The 25,026-nt window shown below is 56.7% G+C and carries 21 protein-coding genes; 7 read left to right on the forward strand and 14 right to left on the reverse strand.

Annotation, left to right across the window (positions count from 1 at the left end; genetic code table 11):
- Positions 1 to 152 precede the first annotated feature (152 nt).
- The 5 genes from IV01_RS10940 to IV01_RS10920 all read left to right on the forward strand — a co-directional run bounded on the left by IV01_RS10940 (position 153) and on the right by IV01_RS10920 (position 5,427).
- A complete protein-coding gene (locus tag IV01_RS10940) occupies positions 153 to 2,078 on the forward strand; it encodes an ATP-binding protein (protein ID WP_032629151.1) in 1,926 nt (641 codons plus the stop codon).
- Positions 2,079 to 2,302: 224 nt separating this feature from the next.
- Complete coding sequence (fabA, locus tag IV01_RS10935) at positions 2,303 to 2,818, forward strand: 3-hydroxyacyl-[acyl-carrier-protein] dehydratase FabA (RefSeq protein ID WP_032629152.1); 516 nt, start codon at positions 2,303 to 2,305, stop codon at positions 2,816 to 2,818.
- Between the two features lie 11 nt (positions 2,819 to 2,829).
- Positions 2,830 to 4,050: a beta-ketoacyl-ACP synthase I gene (gene fabB / locus IV01_RS10930; RefSeq protein WP_032629153.1), complete on the forward strand. Its 1,221-nt coding sequence runs from the start codon at positions 2,830 to 2,832 to the stop codon at positions 4,048 to 4,050.
- A gap of 96 nt (positions 4,051 to 4,146) precedes the next feature.
- The gene (locus IV01_RS10925) at positions 4,147 to 4,548 is read left to right on the forward strand and encodes an OsmC family protein (protein WP_032629154.1); all 402 of its coding nucleotides are present in this window, start codon (positions 4,147 to 4,149) and stop codon (positions 4,546 to 4,548) included.
- An 18-nt stretch (positions 4,549 to 4,566) separates the two neighbouring features.
- Positions 4,567 to 5,427 (forward strand): pirin family protein, encoded by an 861-nt coding sequence (locus tag IV01_RS10920; RefSeq protein WP_032629155.1) that lies wholly within the window; start codon positions 4,567 to 4,569, stop codon positions 5,425 to 5,427.
- A gap of 141 nt (positions 5,428 to 5,568) precedes the next feature.
- On the opposite strand, the gene IV01_RS10915 is transcribed toward IV01_RS10920, so the two are convergent.
- Both IV01_RS10915 and htpG read right to left on the reverse strand, forming a co-directional pair.
- Positions 5,569 to 6,300, reverse strand: coding sequence for a dienelactone hydrolase family protein (locus IV01_RS10915; RefSeq protein ID WP_032629156.1), 732 nt, complete (start codon positions 6,298 to 6,300; stop codon positions 5,569 to 5,571).
- Positions 6,301 to 6,382: 82 nt separating this feature from the next.
- Complete coding sequence (gene htpG, locus IV01_RS10910) at positions 6,383 to 8,287, reverse strand: molecular chaperone HtpG (protein WP_032629239.1); 1,905 nt, start codon at positions 8,285 to 8,287, stop codon at positions 6,383 to 6,385.
- 495 nt (positions 8,288 to 8,782) lie between these two features.
- On the opposite strand from htpG, the gene IV01_RS10900 reads away from it, so the two are divergent.
- Positions 8,783 to 9,043 (forward strand): lipoprotein, encoded by a 261-nt coding sequence (locus IV01_RS10900; protein WP_032629158.1) that lies wholly within the window; start codon positions 8,783 to 8,785, stop codon positions 9,041 to 9,043.
- Positions 9,044 to 9,168: 125 nt separating this feature from the next.
- Here the strand turns inward: IV01_RS10900 and brnQ are convergent, their stop codons facing one another.
- The 10 genes from brnQ to sdhC form a co-directional block, all read right to left on the reverse strand.
- Entirely contained in the window at positions 9,169 to 10,482 is a 1,314-nt protein-coding gene (gene brnQ, locus IV01_RS10895) for a branched-chain amino acid transport system II carrier protein (RefSeq protein WP_032629160.1), read from the reverse strand.
- Positions 10,483 to 10,774: 292 nt separating this feature from the next.
- Positions 10,775 to 11,659, reverse strand: a complete 885-nt coding sequence (gene sucD, locus IV01_RS10890; RefSeq protein ID WP_032629162.1) for a succinate--CoA ligase subunit alpha — start codon at positions 11,657 to 11,659, stop codon at positions 10,775 to 10,777.
- Entirely contained in the window at positions 11,659 to 12,825 is a 1,167-nt protein-coding gene (gene sucC, locus IV01_RS10885; RefSeq protein WP_032629164.1) for an ADP-forming succinate--CoA ligase subunit beta, read from the reverse strand. Before sucC ends, sucD begins: the two co-directional genes overlap by 1 nt.
- 189 nt (positions 12,826 to 13,014) lie before the next feature.
- Positions 13,015 to 14,451: a dihydrolipoyl dehydrogenase gene (gene lpdA / locus IV01_RS10880; protein ID WP_032629166.1), complete on the reverse strand. Its 1,437-nt coding sequence runs from the start codon at positions 14,449 to 14,451 to the stop codon at positions 13,015 to 13,017.
- A gap of 173 nt (positions 14,452 to 14,624) precedes the next feature.
- The gene (gene odhB / locus IV01_RS10875; RefSeq protein WP_032629168.1) at positions 14,625 to 15,857 is read right to left on the reverse strand and encodes a 2-oxoglutarate dehydrogenase complex dihydrolipoyllysine-residue succinyltransferase; all 1,233 of its coding nucleotides are present in this window, start codon (positions 15,855 to 15,857) and stop codon (positions 14,625 to 14,627) included.
- 41 nt (positions 15,858 to 15,898) lie between these two features.
- A complete protein-coding gene (locus IV01_RS10870; protein ID WP_032629170.1) occupies positions 15,899 to 18,730 on the reverse strand; it encodes a 2-oxoglutarate dehydrogenase E1 component in 2,832 nt (943 codons plus the stop codon).
- Between the two features lie 251 nt (positions 18,731 to 18,981).
- On the reverse strand, positions 18,982 to 19,686 hold the full coding sequence (locus IV01_RS10865) for a succinate dehydrogenase iron-sulfur subunit (protein ID WP_032629172.1): 705 nt from the start codon (positions 19,684 to 19,686) through the stop codon (positions 18,982 to 18,984).
- 11 nt (positions 19,687 to 19,697) lie between these two features.
- Positions 19,698 to 21,470, reverse strand: a complete 1,773-nt coding sequence (gene sdhA / locus IV01_RS10860; protein ID WP_032629173.1) for a succinate dehydrogenase flavoprotein subunit — start codon at positions 21,468 to 21,470, stop codon at positions 19,698 to 19,700.
- Positions 21,471 to 21,473: 3 nt separating this feature from the next.
- Complete coding sequence (gene sdhD, locus IV01_RS10855) at positions 21,474 to 21,842, reverse strand: succinate dehydrogenase, hydrophobic membrane anchor protein (protein ID WP_032629175.1); 369 nt, start codon at positions 21,840 to 21,842, stop codon at positions 21,474 to 21,476.
- Positions 21,836 to 22,222, reverse strand: a complete 387-nt coding sequence (gene sdhC, locus IV01_RS10850; RefSeq protein ID WP_195758793.1) for a succinate dehydrogenase, cytochrome b556 subunit — start codon at positions 22,220 to 22,222, stop codon at positions 21,836 to 21,838. The genes sdhD and sdhC overlap by 7 nt, the downstream gene beginning before the upstream one ends.
- A gap of 351 nt (positions 22,223 to 22,573) precedes the next feature.
- Here sdhC and gltA point away from each other — a divergent pair, with 351 nt between their 5' ends.
- Positions 22,574 to 23,863, forward strand: coding sequence for a citrate synthase (gltA, locus tag IV01_RS10845; protein ID WP_032629178.1), 1,290 nt, complete (start codon positions 22,574 to 22,576; stop codon positions 23,861 to 23,863).
- A gap of 223 nt (positions 23,864 to 24,086) precedes the next feature.
- Here gltA and IV01_RS10840 read toward each other — a convergent pair whose 3' ends face one another.
- Both IV01_RS10840 and IV01_RS10835 read right to left on the reverse strand, forming a co-directional pair.
- The gene (locus tag IV01_RS10840; RefSeq protein WP_032629179.1) at positions 24,087 to 24,692 is read right to left on the reverse strand and encodes an START domain-containing protein; all 606 of its coding nucleotides are present in this window, start codon (positions 24,690 to 24,692) and stop codon (positions 24,087 to 24,089) included.
- Between the two features lie 57 nt (positions 24,693 to 24,749).
- A complete protein-coding gene (locus tag IV01_RS10835) occupies positions 24,750 to 25,007 on the reverse strand; it encodes a YkgJ family cysteine cluster protein (RefSeq protein ID WP_032629181.1) in 258 nt (85 codons plus the stop codon).
- Between the last annotated feature and the right edge of the window lie 19 nt (positions 25,008 to 25,026).

A 25,026-nucleotide genomic window follows, 5' to 3' on the forward strand; every position in this document is an offset into this window, starting at 1 on the left:
GTAATGACAGGACGAATGAATATGGACTTGGCTGCGGGCATCCCGGCCAGACAAATGTGCAGCATCATGGGGGTATTTTTGCCGATTGAAACCTGTGTTCCCGGGTTAACTGCGCAGGTTTTGCCGAATTTGAGCGATGCAGAGCGTCGGTCATGAAGATCAGACGCCACTGGGATATCAACACCCGCACGCAAATGATCAGCCTCGGCCCGGCCCTGCTGATCACATTGCTATTGATCGGTTTTTTCACTTTCGTGCGCATTCAGGATTTGCGGCAGGAGCTCAACCATACCGGCCAGCTGATCGCCAACCAACTGGCACCCGCCTCCGAATACGGGGTGATTGTCGGCAACGATGACGCACTCAAGGGACTGATGCGCGCCACGCTGTCGACCCCTCATGTGCACTTCATTGAGGTCCAGGACAGTCTCAATAAGGTATTGGTGTACGTCGAGCAACCCGGGGAAATAGGCTCTCACCCCAAGCAGGTGGAAATCTTTCAGGCCCCCATCCGTTCGCAGCGGATCAAGTTGGGCAAAGGTTTCCTGGGTAACCACGATGAAACCGTGAGTACCGCAGAGGACTATCTGGGGCGCGTGCTGGTGGGTATGTCCAACGACGCATTCAGCGAGCGACAGCAGGAAATCCTGCTCAAGGCCGGGGTCCTGGCGCTGTTCGCGCTGTTGTTCACTTTTATTCTCGCCCGACGCCTCGCGTCCAGCCTCTCGCGCCCGATCAGCGCAATGGGCGACGCCGTGAAAGCGATCCAGTCCGGCGATTACCGGACCCCGCTGCCAGTGCCTGACGATGCCGAACTGGGCGATCTGGCCAGGCACATCAACAACCTGGCCTCGAATCTGGAAAAAGCCAGCCGCGAACAACAGCGCTCCATTGATGAGCTGATCCAGGCTCGTGAGGAAGCCGAGCGTGCCAACCGGGCCAAATCCGACTTTCTGGCAATGATGAGCCATGAGTTGCGTACGCCGATGAACGGAGTACTGGGTATGCTGCAATTGCTCGAAACCACAGCCATGACTGAAGAGCAGACTGAATATTCAACACTGGCCACCGAGTCCACTGAGCATTTGTTACGGGTCATCAATGACATTCTCGATTTCTCGCGCTTTGAACGTCAGGCGCTGGAGATGGAGAGCATCCCGTTCAATCTGGCGGAATTGGTCGCCACCTCGAGCCAGGCATTCCACCACGATGCACAGCAACGCAATCTGGCGCTTCGACTGCAAGTGCAGCCTGGGCTGGAGTCTTTCAAGGTCCACGGCGACCCGACTCGCACCCGGCAGATCCTCGTCAATCTGATTGGCAACGCCTTGAAGTTCACAGAGACCGGCAGCGTCAGCATCGAGGCGGGCTGGACAGAGCAGCAGCCGGGTCAGATCCTATTCATTTGTAGCGTTCGGGATAGCGGAATCGGCATTTCCGCCGATCGGCTGGAGTCCATGTTCGATGCTTTTCAACAAGCCGACAGCTCGATTTCCCGGCGCTACGGCGGTACGGGTCTGGGACTGCCCATTGCCCGCACGCTGGCGGAACGCATGGGTGGAACGCTGCGGGCCCAGAGCAATGAGGGACGCGGCTCGGTATTTACGCTGGAAATCCCTTTAACCGTGGTGGCCGATACATTGTCGGACCCGCCTGACACCTCAGCACCCGGCCATGATCAAGGTGCGGGTCGAAGCGTTCTGCTGGTCGAAGACAACGAAGTGAACTGCACTGTGATTCGCGCATTGCTGCAAAACCTGGGGTTTGAAGTCAGCGTGGCAACAGACGGCGCACAAGCCGTCAGCATGGCCGGCAGTTCCAGCTATGCGGCAATATTCATGGACTGCCGTCTGCCGTTGATGGACGGTTACGAAGCCACCCGCCTGATTCGCAAATTGCCTGGGCTGGATCGGATACCGATCATCGCCCTGACCGCCAATGCATTACAGGGTGACAGGGACGCCTGTTTACAGGCGGGCATGACCGACTACCTCGCAAAACCCTTCAAACGTGCTGATTTACAGCAGGTTTTACAGCGCTGGCTACCCTTTCGGACATCTGCGACTGGCGATAAATGATAAATTACGGCAGTCTTGTTCGCTAAATCGTCCACTGGCCTCGGCTGGGTGGCAAATTTCAGTGCACAAGTGTACTTTCATTTCCCTTGTGCTGTGACTTTCACTACAACGCAATAGTCTATGGGTAGGCTGCCGGTCAGAACACTGGCGAGTCAGCCGGCCAGGACTGGCTTCTGGGGCAAGCAACGCCCCTACCTGCCGCACAAGATTATTGAGGAGCTCGCATGACCAAACAAAACGCCTTTACCCGGGAAGACCTGCTGCGCTGCAGTCGCGGCGAGCTGTTCGGCCCAGGTAACGCGCAACTGCCCGCCCCTAACATGCTGATGGTCGATCGGATCACTCATATCAGCGAAGAGGGTGGCAAGTACGGCAAGGGTGAATTGGTCGCTGAGCTGGATATCAATCCAGACCTGTGGTTCTTTGCCTGTCACTTCGAAGGCGACCCGGTTATGCCCGGCTGCCTGGGTCTGGACGCCATGTGGCAACTGGTCGGTTTCTTCCTGGGCTGGCAAGGCCTGCCAGGTCGCGGCCGTGCACTGGGTTCGGGCGAAGTGAAATTCTTCGGCCAGGTTCTTCCTACTGCAAAGAAAGTTACCTATAACATCCAGATCAAACGCGTCCTCAGAGGCAAACTGAACCTGGCCATTGCCGACGGTTCGGTGACTGTCGACGGTCGCGAGATCTACACCGCCGAAGGCCTTCGGGTCGGCGTCTTCACCTCCACTGACAACTTCTAAGGGTTATCCGCATGCGCCGCGTCGTTATCACTGGTCTTGGCATCGTATCGTGCCTGGGCAATGACAAAGAGACCGTCTCCGCCAACCTGCGTGCAAGCCGCCCTGGCATCCGATTCAATCCGGAATATGCCGAAATGGGTCTGCGTAGCCAGGTTTCCGGCTCCATCGACCTCAACCTCGAAGAGCTGATCGATCGCAAGATCTATCGCTTCGTTGGCCACGCGGCAGCTTATGCCTATCTGGCCATGAAAGACGCCATCGCTGATTCGGGCCTGACCGAGGAGCAAGTCTCCAACCCGCGCACCGGCCTTATCGCCGGCAGCGGCGGCGCGTCGACCCTGAACCAGATGGAAGCGCTGGACATCCTGCGCGAAAAAGGCGTCAAGCGTGTTGGCCCGTACCGTGTAACGCGGACCATGAGCAGCACGGTTTCTGCCTGTCTGGCGACCCCGTTCAAGATCAAGGGCCTGAACTACTCCATCGCTTCTGCCTGCGCCACCAGTGCTCACTGCATCGGTACTGCCATGGAACAGATCCAGATGGGCAAGCAGGACATCGTTTTCGCCGGTGGCGGTGAAGAAGAGCACTGGAGCCAGTCGTTCCTGTTCGACGCCATGGGCGCATTGTCCAGCAAGCGCAACGACACCCCGGAACAGGCTTCCCGCGCCTACGATGCAGACCGTGATGGCTTCGTCATCGCTGGCGGCGGCGGCATGGTCGTGGTCGAAGAGCTGGAGCACGCCCTGGCGCGCGGCGCGAAGATCTACGCCGAGATCGTTGGCTACGGCGCGACCTCCGACGGCTACGACATGGTCGCCCCAAGTGGCGAGGGTGCCATCCGCTGCATGCAGATGGCCCTGTCTACTACTGAAGGTCCGATCGACTACATCAACACCCACGGCACCTCGACCCCGGTCGGCGACGCCAAAGAGATGGAAGGCGTGCGCGAAGTATTCGGCGCCAACGCCCCGGCCATCAGCTCCACCAAGAGCCTGTCGGGTCACTCCCTGGGCGCCGCAGGCGTTCACGAAGCGATTTACTGCATGCTGATGATGGAAGGCAACTTCATCGCCGGTTCAGCCAACATCGACGAACTGGACCCCGTGGTCGCTGACATGCCGATCCTGCTCAAGACCCAGGAAAACGCAAAAATCGACCAGGTCATGAGCAACAGCTTCGGCTTCGGCGGCACCAATGCCACGCTGGTCATGAAGCGCTGGCAGGGTAAGTAATCTGCCTGGCAGATAGTTGGTATTGAAAAAGGCGCCTTTCGAGGCGCCTTTTTTATGGCTAGGCTATGGCTTTCCTATCTGGCACCCGAGGCTTTCATGTCCGTCATCGTCAGCACCCTGGCACCCCAAGGTTTTCGCCACGCAGTCAGTATCAACGCCGAGCATGAGCTGTTCACCGATCTACCGGTGGCGCTGGGCGGCGAGAATTCCGCGCCCTCCCCCCATGATTACTTCGATGCTGCGCTGGCCTCCTGCAAGACACTGACGGTCAAGCTGTACGCCCAGCAGCACGACATTCCCCTGACTGGGATCACCGTCAACGTCTCCCGAGACGACAGTGAGGAACGACAGGGCAAATACCGTCTCAACGTGCAACTGACCCTCGAAGGCGCCCTGAGCGAGCAGCAGCGCACTGTGTTGCACCGCATCGCTGACCGCTGCCCGGTCCATAAACTGATGACCAGCGCTAAAATCAGTATTGAGACGACACTGGCCTGAGACATCCAGAACACCGGGATAATCACGATGCTCATCATCAAACCACGCGCCGAAGACGTAGAAGGCCAGCCCATCCTGCGCCCACTGCCTTCGGCCAAATGCCGCAACGTCGGTCCCTTCGTGTTTTTCGATCACATGCTGGAGACTGACTACGCGCCGGGCAAAGGCATCGATATTCGCCAGCACCCGCACATCGGCCTGTCGACCCTGACCTACCTGTTTGAAGGCCAGCTGCTACACCGAGACAGCCTGGGCAGCGACCAATTGGTCAACCCGGGCGAGGTCAGCTGGATGACTTCCGGCGCGGCCATCGCCCATATCGAGCGCACTCCGGATGATTTGCTGACCAGCGGCTCGCGAATGCACGGCCTGCAAGTCTGGCTGGCGTCGCCCATGAGCCACGAGTTGGGTCACGGCCACTACAGCCACCATCCCGCGCAAAGCCTGCCGTTCAGTGACAACCTGGGCATCCATATCCGGATGATCGCGGGCAATGGCTTCTGCCTGACATCACCGGTTCCGGTACTTTCGCCGACGGTCTATGCCGAACTGCGTTTGCAGACGGCAACGACCCTGCTGATCCCTGCGGAGCATCAAGAGCGGGCGTTATATGTGCTCGAAGGCGAAGCATCAATAGATGGGCAACCCGTCGAATCCCGCACGCTACTGGTGCTGGAGCCTGGTCAGGAAGTGAATCTGTGTGCGGAAAGTGATTGCCACGCTGTACTCATAGGCGGCGCGTCACTGGACGGGCCACGACGCATGAACTGGAACTTCGTAGCTAGCGATCCGGCATTGATAGAACAGGCAAGAACCCGCTGGGCAGCTGGGGATTGGCCGACAGTGCCGGGGGAAGTGGGCAGGATTGAGTTACCTTGAGAAGGCCAGACAAACTTACATTTGTGGGAGCGAGCTTGCTCGCGAAAGCGTCATTTGAACCGACACATTTGTCGGGTTACTAATATCGCTTTCGCAAGCAAGCTTGCTCCCATAGAAAACAATGCAGTCCGTGGGGCCGCATCAGTCCTTGAAGACTTCATCCAGCAAGTTATGCATCGACACGAAGGCGCGTTTGGCGGTCTTTTCGTCGTACTGCATCATGCCCGGAGTCTGCGCGTGCGGGTCGGTGAACGAGTGCACGGCTCCGCCGTAGCTGAGCAACTGCCAATCAACGCCGGCAGCGTTCATTTCATCTTCGAAGGCCGGCAGTTGCTCTTTTGGCACTAGCGGGTCGGACGCGCCGTGCAATACGAGCACCGCGCCTTTGATATTTTGGGCATCTGCAGGGTTTGGCGTATCCAGCGTGCCGTGGAACGATACGGCGGCCTTCAGGTTCGCGCCTGTACGCGCCAGCTCCAATGAACAGCAACCGCCGAAGCAGAAACCAAAGGTGGCGACCTTATCAGCATCAACCGGAGCATCGGTCTGGATCAGCAATTGATCCAGTGCCGCCTGCATGCGTTTGCGCAACAGGGCACGGTCATCCTTGAGCGGCATCATGGCTGCGCCAGCCTGATCATTGTTCTGCGGACGGGTTCCTTGCCCGTAAAGGTCGGCCAGGAACACCACATAACCCTGTTCGGCCACAGCCTGGGCGATTTTCTCGGCACCTTCGCTGACACCCATCCAGTTTGGAGCCATCAGCAGACCAGGACGCGACGAAGCGTCACCGGAGTCGAACACCAGGCGGCTTTCGTAAGGCTGTCCATCAATCTGGTAAACCACTGAACGCACGGTAACGTTGCTGCTCATTGTTGACTCCTCAATCAGGTAAGAAAAAAGGTAAGCCCTAATCAGAAAAACCCGCCGAAGCGGGTTTTCTGTAACTCGGGTATTAAACCGACAGCTCGACCAACAGCTTGTTCAAGCGGCGCACATAAGCCGCCGGATCCTTGAGGCTGTCACCTGCTGCCAACGCAGCCTGATCGAACAGGATGTGCGACAGATCGCCAAAGCGCTCTTCGCTCTGCTCGGCATCCAGCTTGCCGATCAGCGGGTGAGCCGGGTTGAATTCGAAGATTGGCTTGGAGTCCGGTACCTTCTGCCCGCTGGCTTCCAGGATCTGACGCATCTGCAGACCGAGATCGGCCTCACCAATTGCCAGGATCGCCGGCGAGTCAGTCAGACGGTGGGAAACCCGTACTTCGCTGACAGCATCACCCAGCGCAGCTTTCAAACGCTCGATAAGACCCTCTTTATCCTTGGCGATTTCTTCCTGAGCTTTCTTGTCCTCTTCGGAATCAAGCTTGCCCAGATCCAGATCACCACGGGCCACATCGACGAAACCCTTGCCGTCAAAATCGCTAAGGTAGCTCATCAGCCACTCGTCGATACGGTCAGTCAGCAGCAGCACTTCGATGCCTTTCTTGCGGAAGACTTCAAGGTGCGGGCTGTTTTTGACCTGAGCGTAGGTTTCACCGGTCAGGTAGTAAATCTTGTCCTGACCCTCCTTGGCGCGGGACAGGTATTCGGACAGGGCTACGACCTGCTCGCCACCCTCTTCGTGCGTCGAAGCGAAGCGCAGCAGACCTGCGATTTTTTCTTTGTTGGCGAAGTCTTCTGCCGGGCCTTCTTTCATGACCTGACCGAAGTTCTTCCAGAAGCCTTTGTATTGCTCAGGCTCGTTTTTCGCCAATTTTTCCAGCATGTCGAGGACACGCTTGGTCAGCGCCGACTTCATCGAATCGATGATCGGATCTTTCTGCAGAATCTCGCGGGATACGTTCAGGGACAGGTCATTGGAATCGACCACACCCTTGATGAAGCGCATGTAGAGGGGCAGGAACGACTCAGCCTGGTCCATGACGAACACACGCTGCACGTACAGCTTCAGGCCACGCGGTGCTTCACGCTGATACAGATCGAACGGTGCACGGGCTGGCACATATAGCAGCGAAGTGTATTCCAGCTTGCCTTCGACCTTGTTATGGCTCCAGCTCAGCGGGTTTTCGAAATCGTGGGCGACGTGCTTGTAGAACTCCTGATACTCCTCATCCTTCACTTCCGTGCGAGGACGGGTCCAGAGGGCGCTGGCGCGGTTAACGGTTTCCCACTCTACAGCCGGGGCCTCTTCACCTTCGGCAGCGACCTGTTCTTTTGGCAACTCGATGGGCAACGCGATGTGATCGGAGTATTTCTTGATGATGTTGCGCAGACGGTAACCGTCAGCGAACTCATCTTCACCGCTCTTGAGGTGCAGCACGATGCGTGTACCGCGCTCGGCTTTCTCGACGGTGGCGACTTCGAACTCGCCTTCGCCTTTGGAAGACCAGTGCACGCCTTCGCTGGCAGGAAGGCCGGCACGACGGCTAAACACCTCAACCTGGTCGGCAACGATGAAGGCCGAATAGAAGCCCACACCGAACTGACCGATCAGGTGTGAATCCTTCTTCTGATCGCCTGACAGGTTTTTCATGAAATCGGCAGTGCCGGACTTGGCGATGGTACCCAGATGGGTGATCACATCTTCACGGCTCATGCCGATACCGTTGTCTTCAAGCGTGACGGTTTTCGCTTCCTTGTCGAAGCTCACGCGAATTTTCAGCTCGGCACCGCCTTCGAGCAGGTCCGGTTTGGACAATGCTTCGAAGCGCAGTTTGTCAACGGCGTCAGAGGCGTTAGAGATCAACTCGCGAAGGAAAATTTCCTTGTTGGAATACAGCGAGTGGATCATGAGGTGCAGCAGCTGCTTTACCTCGGTCTGGAAGCCCAGGGTTTCCTTTTGAGTTTCCACACTCATGGTCATCAAACTCCAATCAGATGGCATAAGCCGCCAGATCCAGGCTTGAACCTGTACCTGACAGCGGGTTGTCATCAAAGTGGGGGCTGGGTGAGAGATTTCAAGGGCTTGCTTGCAGCAAAACCGGATCTGTCCTCTTGCAACGGTATGTGAGGCACTGTAATCAGGACTTCTGCAGCCCAAAACACCAATGATTTCTTGTAATAAGGCGCGCCAGAGGTAATGCCATTTGTATTGGAGCTGGCAACTCTCTATGGCGCCAACTGGCAACGCTCGAGCCTCCCAACCAAAAACTGCAGCGCTCAAGACCGCGGTTTACACCCCGCACGCTGCCCATGTAGCCGTTTCACGATAAACATGAATCCTCTGCCCTCCGCTGGACAGCCGAGCGCCAAGCCTGGAATAAAGAAATTCACCTGCCGCATGATTGGTTGGAACTTAATGAAAAGCCCGAGGCTCTTAGGCTCGTAGATATTCAATAAGGAGAAACACCCCATGCGTAATACTTTTGCTTATGCCTTGATGCTTGCCGCCACCCTTGGTCTTGCCGCTTGCGACAAGAAATCCGAGAACACCCAACAAGACGCCAACAAGGCTGCGGAACAATCCCAGGAGTCCATGAAAAAGGCTCAAGAAAAAGTGAATGACGCCGCCAAAGAGAGCCAGGAAGCCGCTCAGAAAGATGCGGAAGCCGCAGCGCAGCGCTCACAGGAAGCTGCTGGCAAGACTCAAGAGCCTGCCACGACTACCAAATAAGCTGAGAAGTTTTCAGACAATAAAGCCCGCTATATGCGGGCTTTATTAGTTGCAACTTATTAAGCGTTAGCGTTGACTCGATGTTTATCGCAACGCATTGGCTTTTCAAACATCAAATCGTGAGATCAGGCCAGCGCCTCGCTGCGCTTGCCAAGTACCCGATCACAGACGAACGCCACGAACAGCACGACAACCGAGGGCACCAGCCACGCCAGCCCCTGTTCGCTCAGTGGCAGATCTGCAACTGCACGCGGCATGTACTCCGTGAAACCGGCACCTTTGAGCGCATCGATCAGACCGAAGATAAACGCCACCAACATCACTGGGGCAACAATCCGGCTCTGGGAATGCCAGAAGCCTTTGCAGAAACTCAATGCGACGAGAACGATGCAAGGCGGATAGATCGCGGTCAGGACCGGGATCGAAAACAGGATCAGTTTGGTCAGCCCCAGATTCGATACCAGCAGGGAAAAAGCGGCCAGCATCACCACAAGGGTTTTGTACGACAGCGGCAATACCTTCGCGAAGTATTCGGCGCAAGCGCAGGTCAGGCCCACGGCTGTCACGAGGCAGGCCAACGAAATCAACACAGCGAGAAAACCACTGCCCAGCGAGCCAAAGGTATGTTGAACATATGCATGCAGCACCGCTGCGCCATTACTCGCACCGGCTGCTACCGCATGGCTACCAGAGCCTAGACGGAACAGGCTGACATACACCAACGCAAGGCCAACACCTGCAATCAACCCGGCAATGATCGCGTAGCGAGTGATCAAACGCGGTGACTCAACGCCACGTGAGCGAATGGCATTGACGATAACAATCCCGAACACCAGGGCACCCAGAGTATCCATAGTCAGGTAGCCATTGATGAAACCCTGGGAAAACGGTGCAGCAGCGTAAGCAGGTTCTGCTACGCCGATGTCACCGGCAGGCAGTGCGAACGCAGCGATACCCAGAACCGCCAGGGCAATGATCTTTAGCGGCGCGAGGAAGCGCCCTACTGTGTCCAACAGGCGACCGGGATACAGGGAAACCCAGAACACCACCAGGAAGTACATCAGACTATAAAGAAACAGCGCCAGCGGGCTGTCGCCGGTCAACGGAGCCAGACCCACCTCGAAAGACACCGTAGCCGTGCGCGGCGTAGCGAACAGCGGCCCGACTGCCAGATAACAGACCGCTGCGAGAATACCGCCAGCCACCTTGCCAATCGGACTGCTGAGCGCATCCATCGCCCCGCCGACCTTCGCCAGAGCAATGACGGTAACCACTGGCAAACCTACTGCCGTAACGAGGAAGCCCAACGCGGCGATCCACACGTTCGGTCCAGCCTGCAACCCCACGATGGGCGGGAAGATGATATTGCCAGCCCCGACGAACAGGGCAAACGTCATAAAACCAAGTGCCAGGATGTCCTGACCTTTCAACACTTTCATCGAGAAAACCACACTTCAGAATCGGAATTGGAGAGCGATTTCCCGGTGGATTAGGGAAATCCGTGCGCATCCTTTTAGGACGTGCCGGCTGCGCAACAGCTCCTTGTGAGAGCCGCAATGCACGAAATGGCGGCTAGCCTACCGAATTTGCGGGTTTATTGCACTTATAGAGGGCGAATCGGCCGATGAACGCACCGTTACAGGACGTTACCGGCAAATAAATTTAGGCGCTGCCAAACGCACAAAGGCCACCCGAAGGTGGCCTTTGCAGGTCAATCAAATAAGCAAATGCTTATTTTTTGACTTCCCAACCAGTCAGCTCAGCCAGGGCTTTGCCGATGTCAGCCAGGGAACGCACGGTTTTAACGCCTGCGTCTTGCAGAGCAGCGAATTTCTCGTCTGCAGTGCCTTTGCCGCCAGAAATGATTGCGCCAGCATGGCCCATGCGCTTGCCCGGAGGAGCAGTCACACCAGCGATGTAGGAAACAACTGGCTTGGTCACGTGTGCCTTGATGTAGGCAGCCGCCTCTTCTTCAGCCGAACCGCCGATCTCACCGATCATGACGATCGCTTCGGTCTTCGGGTCTTCCTGGAACAGCTTCAGGATGTCGATGAAGTTGGAGCCCGGGATCGGGTCACCACCGATACCAACACAGGTCGACTGACCGAAACCGGCGTCAGTTGTCTGCTTCACAGCTTCGTAAGTCAGGGTGCCGGAACGCGACACGATGCCTACTTTGCCTGGCAAGTGAATGTGACCTGGCATGATGCCGATCTTGCATTCGCCCGGAGTGATAACGCCTGGGCAGTTAGGACCGATCAGGACCACACCCAGCTCGTCGCACTTGACCTTGGCTTCCAGCATGTCGATGGTCGGGATGCCTTCGGTGATGCAGACGATCAGCTTGATGCCGCCGAAAGCTGCTTCAAGGATGGAATCCTTGCAGAAAGGAGCTGGAACGTAGATCACGCTGGCAGTAGCGCCAGTTTTTTCTACAGCTTCTTGCACCGTGTTGAACACTGGCAGGTTAAGGTGCGTAGTGCCGCCTTTACCTGGAGTCACGCCGCCAACCATTTTGGTGCCGTAGGCAATGGCTTGCTCGGAGTGGAAAGTACCCTGCGAACCAGTAAAGCCCTGGCAGATTACTTTGGTGTCTTTATTGATCAGGACGCTCATTACTTGCCCTCCGCAGCTTTGACAACTTGTTGAGCAGCGTCGGTCAGGCTGGTAGCAGCGATGATGTTCAAACCGCTTTCTGCCAGTACTTTAGCGCCCAGTTCAGCGTTGTTACCTTCAAGGCGAACAACAACCGGGATTTTAACGCCGACTTCTTTCACTGCACCGATGATGCCTTCGGCAATCATGTCGCAACGAACGATGCCGCCGAAGATGTTGACCAGTACTGCGGCGACATTGGTGTCGGACAGAATGATCTTGAACGCTTCGGTAACGCGCTCCTTGGTTGCACCACCACCTACGTCGAGGAAGTTGGCTGGCTTGCCGCCATGCAGATTGACGATGTCCATGGTACCCATGGCCAGGCCAGCACCGTTGACCATGCAGCCGATGTTGCCTTCCAGTGCCACGTAGTTCAGTTCGAACTTGGCAGCGTGAGCTTCGCGCGGATCATCTTGCGATGGATCGTGGAAAGCCTTCAGCTTTGGCTGACGGTACATGGCGTTGGCATCGATGTTGATCTTGGCGTCCAGGCAGTGCAGATCGCCGTCAGCCTTGATTACCAGCGGGTTCACTTCCAGCAGAGCCAGGTCGTGGTCCTGGAACAGTTTGGCAAGACCAGTGAAGATCTTGGCGAACTGGGAAACCTGCTTGCCTTCCAGACCCAACTGGAATGCCAGATCGCGACCCTGGAATGGCTGAGCGCCTACCAGTGGATCGATCGTGGCCTTGAGGATTTTCTCAGGAGTGTCGTGAGCGATTTTCTCGATGTCCACGCCACCTTCGGTGGAAGCCATGAACACGATACGACGGCTCGAACGATCCACTACAGCGCCGAGATACAGCTCTTTAGCGATGTCGGTGCAGGACTCAACCAGGATCTTGGTCACTGGCTGACCGTTGGCGTCGGTCTGGTAAGTTACCAGACGCTTGCCCAACCACTGCTGGGCGAACGCTGCAGCGTCTTCTTTGCTGCGAACCAGCTTAACGCCGCCCGCTTTACCGCGACCACCAGCGTGAACCTGAGCTTTGACAACCCATTCAGTCCCGCCAATCTTGTCGCAAGCTTCTGCTGCTGCTTCCGGGGTGTCTACTGCGTAGCCTTTGGATACTGGCAGGCCGTACTCAGCGAACAGCTGCTTACCCTGATACTCGTGAAGATTCATGCTTATTACCGTCTTCGTTAGGTACTGCGCATTCGGTGCTGCACGTCTGGCGTGCCGCACCACCTGTGACCGCTACTCCGGCCCTACCCTTCAGGGAAGAGTCCGGAGGTCGAGTCCGGCGGACATTCCGCGGTGAGACTTGCTCGCAAGGCTCACGACGGGCAGTCCGTCGTGGTTTCTCTTGTTGTCTTAACGCTTCTTGCGGTTCTGGATGTGAATGGCACCGCCATTCACGGCCAAAGCAGCCTCATGCAATGCTTCAGACAGGGTCGGATGGGAGAAGACCATCATGCCGATGTCTTCGGCACTGCTGCCAAATTCCATCGCGATTGCACCCTGCTGTACCAATTCCGCAGCGCTAGGACCAATGACGTGAACGCCCAATACGCGATCAGTCTTGGCGTCAGCGATGATTTTGACAAAACCACCGGTATCGTTTGCTGCCATCGCGCGGCCGCTGGCTGCGAATGGGAAGGTGCCGACGTTAACCTCAACGCCTTCAGCCTTCAAGGTCTGCTCGGTTTTACCAACCCAAGCGATCTCCGGGTGGGTGTAGATAACCGAAGGAATCAGATTGTAGTTCATCTGAGCCTTGTGGCCCTTGATGCGTTCAACAACCATGATGCCTTCTTCCGAAGCCTTGTGGGCCAGCATCAGACCACGAACCACGTCGCCGATGGCATAAACGCCAGGCACGCTGGTGGTGCAGTAGTCATCAACGTAGATGAAACCACGCTCATCCAGGTCCACACCGCTGTCAGCCGCCAACAGGTCAGTGGTCACTGGGCGACGACCAACGGCAACGATCAGACGATCAAAAGTGATCGACTGCTCGCCAGCTGCGTCGGTGTAACTGACAACGACTTCTTCGCCTTCAACCTTGGAGCCGGTCACGCGGGCGCCCAGTTTGATGTCCAGACCTTGCTTGGTGAAAGTCTTCAGCGCCTCTTTGGAGACTGCTTCGTCAGCGGCCGGGATGAACTTATCCAGCGCTTCCAGAACAGTGACCTGAGCACCCAGGCGAGCCCATACCGAACCCAGTTCCAGCCCAATCACGCCAGCGCCGATAACGCCCAGACGCTGTGGAACCTGTTGGAATTCCAGAGCACCGGTGGAGTCAACGATGACCTTCTGATCAACCGGAGCGGGTGGAATGTCGATCGGACGCGAACCGGAAGCCAGGATCACGTGATCCGCTTCGATGATTTCCACGGTGCCGTCAGCAGCGGTCAGCTCGACTTTCTTGCCAGCCAGCAGCTTGCCGTGGCCTTGCAGAGTGGTCACGCCGTTGGCTTTGAACAGGCTGGCAACGCCGCCGGTCAGGCCTTTGACGATGTTAGCCTTGCGACCAACCATGGCCGGCACGTCCATGCTGACTTCGGAAGTCGAAATGCCATGGATCGAGAAGCCGTTCTTGGCTTCGTAGAATTTCCAGGAGCTGTCCAGCAGAGCCTTGGAAGGAATGCAGCCCACGTTCAGGCAAGTACCACCAAGGGCCAGCTTGCCCTCCTTGTCCTGATACTTCTCGATGCAGGCAGTCTTGAGACCAAGTTGCGCAGCCTTGATGGCGGCAACATAACCGCCAGGGCCTGCGCCAATCACTACCACGTCGAATTTCTGGGACATAAAAAAGAGTTCCTCTTTAGCTGCGAGCTTAAAGCTGCAAGCTGCAAGCTGGCCTGTGATTTATTACAGACGAGCGCTGCAACCTGTTCATTAGGATGTTGCTACGGCCAAAGCTTCAGCGTCATGCTGCGTTTACTTGCAGCTTGACGCTTGCGGCTTGCAGCTGTCGTGAATCAGATATCCAGCAGCAGACGAGCCGGATCTTCCAGCAAGTTCTTGATGGTCACCAGGAAGGTCACAGCTTCTTTACCATCGATCAAACGGTGATCGTAGGACAGAGCCAGGTACATCATCGGACGGATTACGACCTGACCGTTGACCGCCATCGGACGCTGGATGATGTTGTGCATACCCAGAATGGCCGCTTGAGGCGGGTTGACGATCGGGGTCGACATCATCGAACCGAAGGTACCACCGTTGGTGATGGTGAAGGTACCACCAGTCATCTCGTCGATGGACAGCTTGCCGTCACGGGCTTTCTTGCCGAATGCAGCGATGCCGCCTTCGATTTCAGCCAGGCTCATCTGCTCTGCGTTACGCAGCACCGGAACTACCAGACCACGGTCGCTGGAAACAGCGACGCCAACGTCTGCGTAACCGTGGTAAACGATGTCGGAGCCGTCGATCGAAGCGTTGACTGCCGGGAAACGCTTCAGCGCTTCGGTAGTAGCCTTGACGAAGAACGACATGAAGCCCAGGCGAACGCCGTTGTTGGACTTCTCGAACAGGTCCTTGTACTTCGAGCGCAGCGCCATGACTTCGGTCATGTCCACTTCGTTGAACGTGGTCAGCATCGCCATGTTCGACTGAGCTTCAACCAGACGCTTGGCCACGGTGGCACGTACACGAGTCATCGGTACGCGCTTCTCGGTGCGATCGCCAACAGCGACAACAGGAGCAGCGGCAGCAGCAGGCTTGGCAGCAGGAGCAGCGGCTGGAGCGGATTTCTTCGCTTCAACAGCAGCAACCACGTCTTCCTTGGTCACACGGCCATCTTTGCCAGTGCCTTTGACGCTGGCCAGGTTGATGCCGTTTTCTTCAGCCAGCTTGCGGGCAGCTGGAGCGGCAACCGAATCTTCGTCACCTGCAGCGGCAGCGGCAGGAGCAGCCGCCTGAGCCGGGGCAGCAGTTGGGGCTGCAGCGGCAGCCGGGGCAGCAGAAGCAGTCCCGCCTGCATCCAGCGTTGCGATCAGCTCGTTGGACAGGACGATTTCGCCCTCGCCTTTGACGATCGATGCCAGCACGCCGTCAGCTTCAGCCAGCACTTCGAGCACTACTTTGTCAGTTTCGATGTCAACCAGCAGCTCGTCACGTTTGACCGCCTCGCCCGGCTGTTTGTGCCACTTGGAAATGGTGCCGTCGGCAACTGATTCCGGGAAAGAGGGGGCTTTGATCTCGATAGCCATTATCTGTAATTCCTTAATTCGGTTTCTAATGCGCGAAGGCGTTAAACAGTGAAGGCATCTTGCAGCAGTTTTTCCTGCTGTTCAGCGTGCATCGAAGCGTACCCACAAGCAGGCGCGGCAGAGGCGTCACGACCGGCGTACTCGAGAACGAGGTTGCGGTTGTGATTGCCTACGCTGCGACGCAAGTGATGCTGACTGCTGTACCAGGCACCCTGGTTCATCGGTTCTTCCTGGCACCACACTACATTCTGCAGGTTGGTGTAAGGCGCGATCGCCTCCATCAGGTCATCTTCCGGGAACGGATACAGCTGTTCGATACGCACGATGGCAATATCTTCACGGCCTTCGGCACGGCGTTTTTCCAGCAAGTCGTAGTAAACCTTGCCGCTGCACAGAACCAGACGCGTCACCTTGGCGGCATCGAGGGTATCGATTTCCGGGATAACGGTCTGGAACGAACCTTCAGCGAGGTCTTCCAAAGTCGAAACGGCCAGCTTGTGACGCAACAACGATTTAGGGGTCAGCACGATCAGCGGCTTGCGCAGCGGACGAATAACCTGACGACGCAGCAAGTGGTAAATCTGCGACGGCGTGGTCGGTACACAAACCTGAATGTTGTGCTCGGCGCAGCCCTGAAGGTAACGCTCAAGACGTGCAGACGAGTGCTCTGGGCCCTGCCCTTCATAACCGTGAGGCAGCAACATGGTCAGACCGCACAGACGGCCCCACTTGTGCTCGCCGCTGGTGATGAACTGGTCGATAACCACTTGCGCACCGTTGGCGAAGTCGCCGAACTGGGCTTCCCAGATAACCAGCGCATCTGGCTGAGTCGTCGAGTAACCGTATTCAAACGCCAGCACGGCCTCTTCCGACAGGAACGAATCGTACAGATCGAAACGTGGCTGACCGGCGTACAGATTCTGCAACGGGATGTAAGTCCCGGCGTCTTTCTGATTGTGCAGCACAGCGTGACGGTGCGAGAACGTGCCGCGACCGATGTCTTGACCTGTCATGCGGATCGGGTGACCTTCGAACGCCAGGGTCGCGTACGCCATGGTTTCTGCGTAACCCCAGTTGATCGGCAGGCCGCCGGCTTGCATTTTCTGACGGTCTTCGTAAATTTTCTGCACCTGACGCTGAACCACGAAGCCTTCAGGCAGCTCCATCAGTTTGGCGGACAGTTCCTGCAGAGTCTTCAGATCGAAGCGAGTGTCGTGACGCGCTGTCCAGGCGTGGCCCAGATACGGACGCCAGTCCACGAACAGTTCTTTATTCGGCTCTTTGACCAGACTTTTTACAACGTGCAGACCGTTGTCCAGCGCATTGCGATAGTCATCGATCTTGCCTTGTACGCGCGCATCATCCAGCACACCGGCCTTGGTCAACTTCTCCGCATACAGCTCACGAGTCGTGCGCTGCTTGGTGATCTGCTGATACATCAACGGCTGGGTGCCACTTGGCTCATCAGCTTCGTTGTGACCTCGACGGCGATAGCAGACCAGATCAATCACCACGTCACGCTTGAACTGCATGCGGTAGTCAATGGCCAGCTGGGTGACGAACAGGACAGCTTCAGGGTCATCGCCATTCACATGGAGAATCGGCGCCTGGATCATCTTGGCAACGTCGGTCGCGTACTCGGTGGAGCGGGAGTCTTCCGGGTTGCTGATGGTGAAGCCAACCTGGTTATTGATGACGATGTGGACGGTACCGCCAGTCTTGAAGCCGCGAGTCTGCGACATCTGGAAAGTTTCCATGACCACGCCCTGCCCTGCGAAAGCAGCATCACCGTGGAGGGAAATCGGCAGAACCTTGTCGCCATTAGGATCATTACGACGATCCTGACGAGCACGAACGGACCCTTCAACCACTGGAGAAACGATTTCCAGGTGGGACGGGTTGAATGCCATGGCCAAGTGAACTTCACCGCCAGTGGTCATCACGTTCGAAGAGAAACCCTGGTGATACTTCACGTCACCGGACCCCAGCTCGACCTTTTTCTTGCCCTCGAACTCATCAAACAGTTCGCGAGGATTCTTGCCGAAGGTGTTGACCAGCACGTTCAGACGGCCACGGTGGGCCATGCCGATAACGATTTCCTTGGTGCCGTAGGAACCCGAGCGCTGGATCAACTCGTCCAGCATCGGGATCAGGCTCTCGCCACCTTCCAGACCGAAACGCTTGGTGCCAGGGTACTTGGTGCCCAGGTACTTCTCCAGGCCCTCTGCTGCGGTTACGCGCTCAAGCAAGTGGCTCTGGATTTCAGCGGAAAACGCAGGACGACCACGAACGCTTTCCAGACGTTGCATGAACCAGTTGCGCTGCTCGGAATCGACGATGTGCGTAAATTCGGCGCCAATGGTGCGGCAATATGTCTGCTGTAAGGTCTCGTGGATTTCACGTAGGCTCGCTTCCTCTTTGCCAATGAACAAGTCACCAGCGCGGAAGGTGGTGTCGAGGTCAGCGTTGGTCAACCCGTAGTGGTTGATCGACAGGTCAGCTGGCCCAGTACGTTGCCACAACCCCAGCGGATCGAGCTGTGCTGCCTGATGGCCGCGCATACGATAAGCCTGGATGAGCCGCAGTACTTCGACTTGCTTCTTCTCATGCTCACTGCTCACGCTTCCGGCAGACACCGGTTGGGCGCGGCGCTGGTTTTTGGCCAGCAGCACGAAATGATCGCGAATCGTCGAATGCGATACATCGGTGGCAGCGTTGCCGTCAGCGGGCAACTTCTGAAAGTAGGTGCGCCATTCCTCTGGCACAGCGTTAGGGTCGTGCAGGTAGAGCTCATAGAGCTCTTCCACATAGGCAGCGTTACCACCGGAAAGGTGGGCACTGTTCCACATGCGCTGCATCACGCTTTCTTGCATGCTTGGTCACCCTCGGTAAGGGGACACCACCGGCGAAGACACCACAGCAAACCTGAGATAGTCATGTGCAGCGACTGTATCAAGCCACTTAGGATCACGCAGATAGTCCGGGTACCAGCCCGGATGCCCCTGCTGGTCTCATTTCTTCAAAATAAGAGCCGCAGACATAGCTGCTGCTCAGGTTAAAACTACGGCGCCGGTTGAAGCCTGCGCCGCAGCGGTTACTACGGTATTACGGTGTAACAGTCAAATCAGACGCCGTTTTGCAGGAGCATGTTGCGAACGTGACCGATAGCCTTGGTTGGGTTAAGGCCCTTCGGACAAACGTTTACGCAGTTCATGATCCCGCGGCAGCGGAATACGCTGAACGGATCATCAAGGGAAGCCAGACGCTCGGCGGTCTTGTTGTCACGGCTGTCAGCCAGGAAGCGGTAGGCTTGCAACAGTGCAGCTGGACCGAGGAATTTGTCAGGATTCCACCAGAAGGACGGGCAGGAAGTCGAACAGCAAGCGCACAGGATGCACTCGTACAGACCGTCCAGCTTTTCACGCTCTTCAGGAGTTTGCAGACGCTCGATGGCCGGAGCCGGAGTGTCGTTGAGCAGATAGGGCTTAACCTTCTCGTACTGCTTGTAGAAGATGCTCATATCGACGACCAGGTCACGTATAACCGGCAAACCAGGCAGCGGACGAACCACCAGCTTGTTGCCCTTGACCACAGCGGACAAAGGCGTGATGCACGCCAGGCCGTTCTTGCCGTTGATATTCATACCGTCCGAACCGCAAACACCCTCGCGGCACGAACGACGATAGGAGAAGCCTTCATCCTGTTCTTTGATCAGAGCCAGCACGTCCAGGACCATGATGTCCTTGCCGTCTGTATTGACCTGGAACTCCTGCATGAACGGCGCAGCGTCCTGATCAGGGTTGTAGCGATAAACACTGACTTGCAACATATCGGCCACCCTTAATAAGTCCGAATCTTAGGTTCAAAAGTCGGGACGGTTTTCGGCGAGAAGTTCACGGCACGCTTGGTTACGCGCTTGTCACCCGGGAAATACAGGGTGTGGCACAACCAGTTTTCGTCGTCGCGATCTTCGAAGTCTTCACGGGCATGAGCACCACGGGACTCTTTACGATGTTCTGCGGCAATCGCTGTTGCTTCGGCGACTTCCAGCAGGTTTTGCAATTCCAGCGCTTCGATACGGGCGGTGTTGAACGCCTGGCTCTTGTCGTTGATCTTGACGTTGGCGATGCGCTCACGCAGACCGGCCAACTGGGCAATGCCCTTCTGCATGTATTCGCCAGTACGGAATACACCGAAGTAGTTCTGCATGCAGCTTTGCAGCTCTTTACGCAGCGTGGCGACATCTTCGCCTTCAGTACGCTCGTTCAAACCACTCAGACGTGCCAGCGCAGCATCGATGTCAGTCTCGGAAGCGCGACGGTAATCCACGCCTTCATTGAGCGCTTGCTCCAGGTGCAGACCCGCAGCACGACCGAATACCACCAGGTCCAGCAGCGAGTTGCCACCCAGACGGTTGGCACCGTGAACCGATACGCAAGCCACTTCGCCTACCGCGAACAGACCAGGAATGATCTGATCCACGCCTGCCGCGTCTTGCGTAATCGCCTGACCGTGAATGTTGGTGGCAACGCCGCCCATCATGTAGTGGCAGGTCGGAACAACCGGAATAGGCGCGACAGCCGGGTCAACGTGAGCAAAGGTCTTGGACAGCTCCATGATCCCTGGCAGACGGCTGTGAAGCACTTCTTCACCGAGGTGATCAAGTTTGAGCATTACGTGGTCGCCATCTGGACCACAGCCGTTACCGGCAATGATTTCCTTGACCATGGAACGTGCAACAACGTCACGACCGGCAAGGTCTTTGGCGTTCGGAGCGTAACGCTCCATGAAACGCTCGCCATGCTTGTTGATCAGGTAACCGCCTTCACCACGGCAACCTTCGGTAACCAGTACACCTGCGCCAGCGATACCGGTCGGGTGGAACTGCCACATCTCGATGTCCTGGACCGGAACACCTGCACGCAATGCCATGCCCACGCCGTCGCCAGTGTTGATCAGGGCGTTGGTGGTGGAGGAATAGATGCGACCTGCGCCGCCGGTGGCCAGTACAGTCGCATTGGAGCGAATGTAGGAGGTTTCACCGGTTTCGATGCAGATGGCGATGATGCCGACAAAGGCGCCATCCTGGTTCTTCACCAGATCCACTGCGTAGTATTCGTTGAGGAATACGGTGCCAGCCTTCAGGTTGGCCTGGTACAGGGTGTGCAGCAAAGCGTGACCGGTACGGTCCGCAGCGGCGCAGGTACGAGCAGCCTGGCCACCTTTACCGAAGTCCTTGGACTGACCACCGAACGGACGCTGATAGATACGGCCCTGCTCGGTACGCGAGAACGGCAGACCCATGTGCTCCAGCTCGAAAACGGCTTCAGGGCCTACGGAACACATGTACTCGATCGCGTCCTGGTCACCGATATAGTCGGAACCCTTGACGGTGTCGTACATGTGCCAGCGCCAGTCATCATTTGGATCGGCAGAAGCAATGGCGCAGGTGATGCCACCTTGAGCGGAAACGGTGTGGGAACGCGTCGGGAAAACCTTGGTGACTACGGCGGTCTTGTGGCCACCTTGAGCCAGCTGCAACGCAGCGCGCATGCCTGCACCGCCGCCACCGATGATGATGGCGTCGAATGAAAGTGTATTTATGTTAGCCATGAATCAGATACCCCAAAGAATCTGCACACCCCAGACAAAGTAAGCGAACATCGCAACGCCGCAGACTGCCTGGAAAAGGAAACGCACAGTCGTCGCCGACTTGCCCAGCGCCATTGGCGTCAGGTAGTCAGTGGCGATGGTCCACATGCCGACCCAGGCGTGAGCGCCAAGGGCAACCAGGGCCAACAGACTGAAGATACGCATCCCGTTGTGCGAGAACAGCGCATGCCAGGTGGCATAGTCGAGGCCAGGATGGGCCACGAGGTATCCGATCAGAAAAATGAAATAAGCCGCGAGCACGACCGCAGATACGCGCTGCGCCATCCAGTCATAGAGGCCCGAACGCGACAGGTTAGTGACGTTGGTTACCATATCCATACTCCTGCCAGAACGATTATCACCACGGACACGACGATAACGATTTTGGAGCCCCGCTTGCCGCCTTCCAGCGTCTCGCCGATGCCCGCATCCATGACCAGGTGACGGATGCCCGCCACGAGGTGATAAAGCAGGGCAGACAACAGGGCCCAGATCACAAGCTTGGCCAGCGGACTGGTCAGATACGCTTTCACTTCACCGAACCCTTCTTCTGAGCTCAGCGACTTGTCCAATGCATAAAGCATGATGACAAGGCCGACAAAGAGGATGACGCCGGATACACGGTGAAGGATGGACGTGTAAGCAGTGACTGGGAGTTTGATGGTCCTTAGGTCTAGGTTTACAGGTCGTTGGCTTTTCACGGCTTTTTTCACACTGAAGAGCCCCTAACAATCAGGGCAAATTATTGGGAAGTGCACTGGTCAGGTACCCACCACCCAGGGAGTGACGACCTCCGGTAAAACAGGCCCTAAAAGCCCCTGGCGGTCGGACGCCGAGTATAGACAGTTAGGCCACTAATGACAACGCGCATACTCGCCAAAATGGTGGATTGCGCTGGCCTGAAAAAAAGCGTAAGTGGACAAAATGTCGCACCCAGTGACAAGCCTCAAAGCCTTCTGAAACACGACTTTAGGCAAATTGACTTTAGAATTTATCTATCTATAGTGGTGCGGGCCCTGCGTGGGGGGCCTGTCTGATGATTTGAAGCATAAATAGGAGGCCACATGGCTGACAATAAAGCGCAGTTGATCATCGAGGGCGCAGCCCCCGTCGAGCTGCCCATTCTGACCGGCACCGTAGGTCCCGACGTCATCGACGTACGCGGCCTGACAGCCACCGGCCGCTTCACATTCGACCCAGGCTTCATGTCGACCGCGTCTTGCGAGTCGAAGATCACCTACATTGACGGTGACAACGGGATCCTGCTGCATCGCGGCTATCCGATCGAGCAATTGGCCGAGCAGTCGGACTATCTCGAAACCTGCTACCTGCTGCTCAACGGTGAACTGCCAACCGCTGAACAGAAAGCCCAGTTCGTGGTTGTGGTCAAGAACCACACAATGGTTCACGAACAGCTGAAGACTTTCTTCAACGGCTTCCGCCGTGACGCTCACCCGATGGCGGTGATGTGCGGCGTAGTCGGAGCCTTGTCGGCGTTTTATCACGACTCCCTGGATATCAATAATCCTCAGCATCGTGAAATCTCGGCCATTCGCCTCGTGGCGAAGATGCCGACCCTGGCAGCAATGGTCTACAAGTACTCCATGGGCCAGCCTATGATGTACCCGCGTAACGACCTGAGCTATGCCGAGAACTTCCTGCACATGATGTTCAACACGCCGTGCGAGATCAAACCGATCAGCCCGGTTCTGGCCAAGGCGATGGACAAGATCTTCATCTTGCACGCCGACCATGAACAGAACGCATCGACCTCCACCGTTCGAATGGCTGGCTCCTCAGGTGCCAATCCATTCGCGTGCATCGCTGCCGGTATCGCTGCACTATGGGGCCCTGCTCACGGCGGCGCGAACGAAGCTGTATTGTCCATGCTTGATGAAATCGGCGATGTCTCGAACATCGACAAATTCATCGCCAAGGCCAAGGACAAGAACGACCCATTCAAGCTGATGGGCTTCGGTCACCGGGTCTACAAGAACCGCGACCCACGCGCCACCGTGATGAAGCAGACCTGCGATGAAGTACTCAAGGAACTGGGCATCACCAATGACCCGCAACTTGAACTGGCCATGCGACTCGAAGAGATCGCACTGACCGATCCGTACTTCATCGAGCGCTCGCTGTACCCGAACGTCGACTTCTATTCGGGTATCATCCTCAAGGCTATCGGTATTCCGACCAGCATGTTCACCGTGATCTTCGCCCTGGCGCGGACTGTCGGCTGGATTTCCCACTGGAAAGAAATGCTGTCCAGCCCGTACAAGATTGGCCGCCCACGCCAGCTGTACACTGGCTACGTAGCACGCGACATCGTGCCACTGGAAGATCGCAAGTAGGTTTCACGCTACAAACAAAAAGGGCTGCCATTGGCAGCCCTTTTTTGTGTCGATGACATGGCACTTCGAATGAATATATCTGCGTGACACAACCAGCGGGCGCTCTGCAGGAGGGCACGAGCACCGCTAGGCCGCGATAGCGGTGTATCAGAAAGGCCGCCATCGTGGCCTCGCGGTGCTGAGCGCCTACAGGAAATTTATTCCGCCCCCACTACGCCAGCGTTTACTTCTCAGCCTTTTCCTTCAACGCTTTCAAAGTATTGAACGGCGCATCAACCACGAATTTATTCGCCAGCCAGGAAGGCACGCTACCACCAGGCTCGGTATGCACCTGGTAAGTTACCTGAGTCTTGCCTGCCCCCTGCGGAACGAACTTCCAATAGCCGTCGACCTGCGCTACCCGAACAAAACCCTTTTCTTCAGGGATGTATTTGGGTTGCCCTTCCAACTTGCGCGTCAGGCTGCCGTCCGAGCCTTCCTGAGTGGTGACCAGCAGTACCGAATCACGGGGCGTCACCGGCCATGGCGTATTGAATTGGGTGTAGGTCCATACCTTCCCGCCCTCATTCTTGAGCAGTTTCTGCGACTTGCACTCGTGAATCCACGCACAGGCACCCGCGACGTCCTCCTGAAGGGCACGCAGCTTGCCAAGACTGGCGTTGATCACCGTTTCCCCACGGTAGGCCTTGTACTTGGAGCCCGCCACTTCACTCAACGAAACCTTTATTCCGCCCTCCTCCTTCGCCACCTGCCAGTCTTCGGCGTGAGCAGCGGCGGAAATGAATACCGCCAACCCACAGATAACAGCCATCGAATGCAACGAACTCATTGTTTTATTCCTTATTGTTTAAAGTCCCGGCGAATCAATTCGGTCACACGAGAAAGATCATGCAACTGCCGTAGCGACCTCCCACCAGGTAATCAGGCGTATCGCATCAGCCTGATCGACACCGCAGACATCCGGCTCAGCCTTGAACTGGCTGCACACTGGCGGCCGCTCAGGCTTGCCGAACAGCGCGCACAGTGATTCGACTGAAAGATGCACGCAACGTTCGCCAGCGGGCTTGCCGTGGGGCATACCAGGGATTGGAGACGTAATGGAAGGCGCGATGCAGCAAGCACCACAACTCGAGCGGCAGTCCATGACCAGCACCCTTGGAAGC

The organism is Pseudomonas syringae, assembly GCF_000737245.1.
GTDB classification, from domain to species: Bacteria; Pseudomonadota; Gammaproteobacteria; order Pseudomonadales; family Pseudomonadaceae; genus Aquipseudomonas; species Aquipseudomonas syringae_J.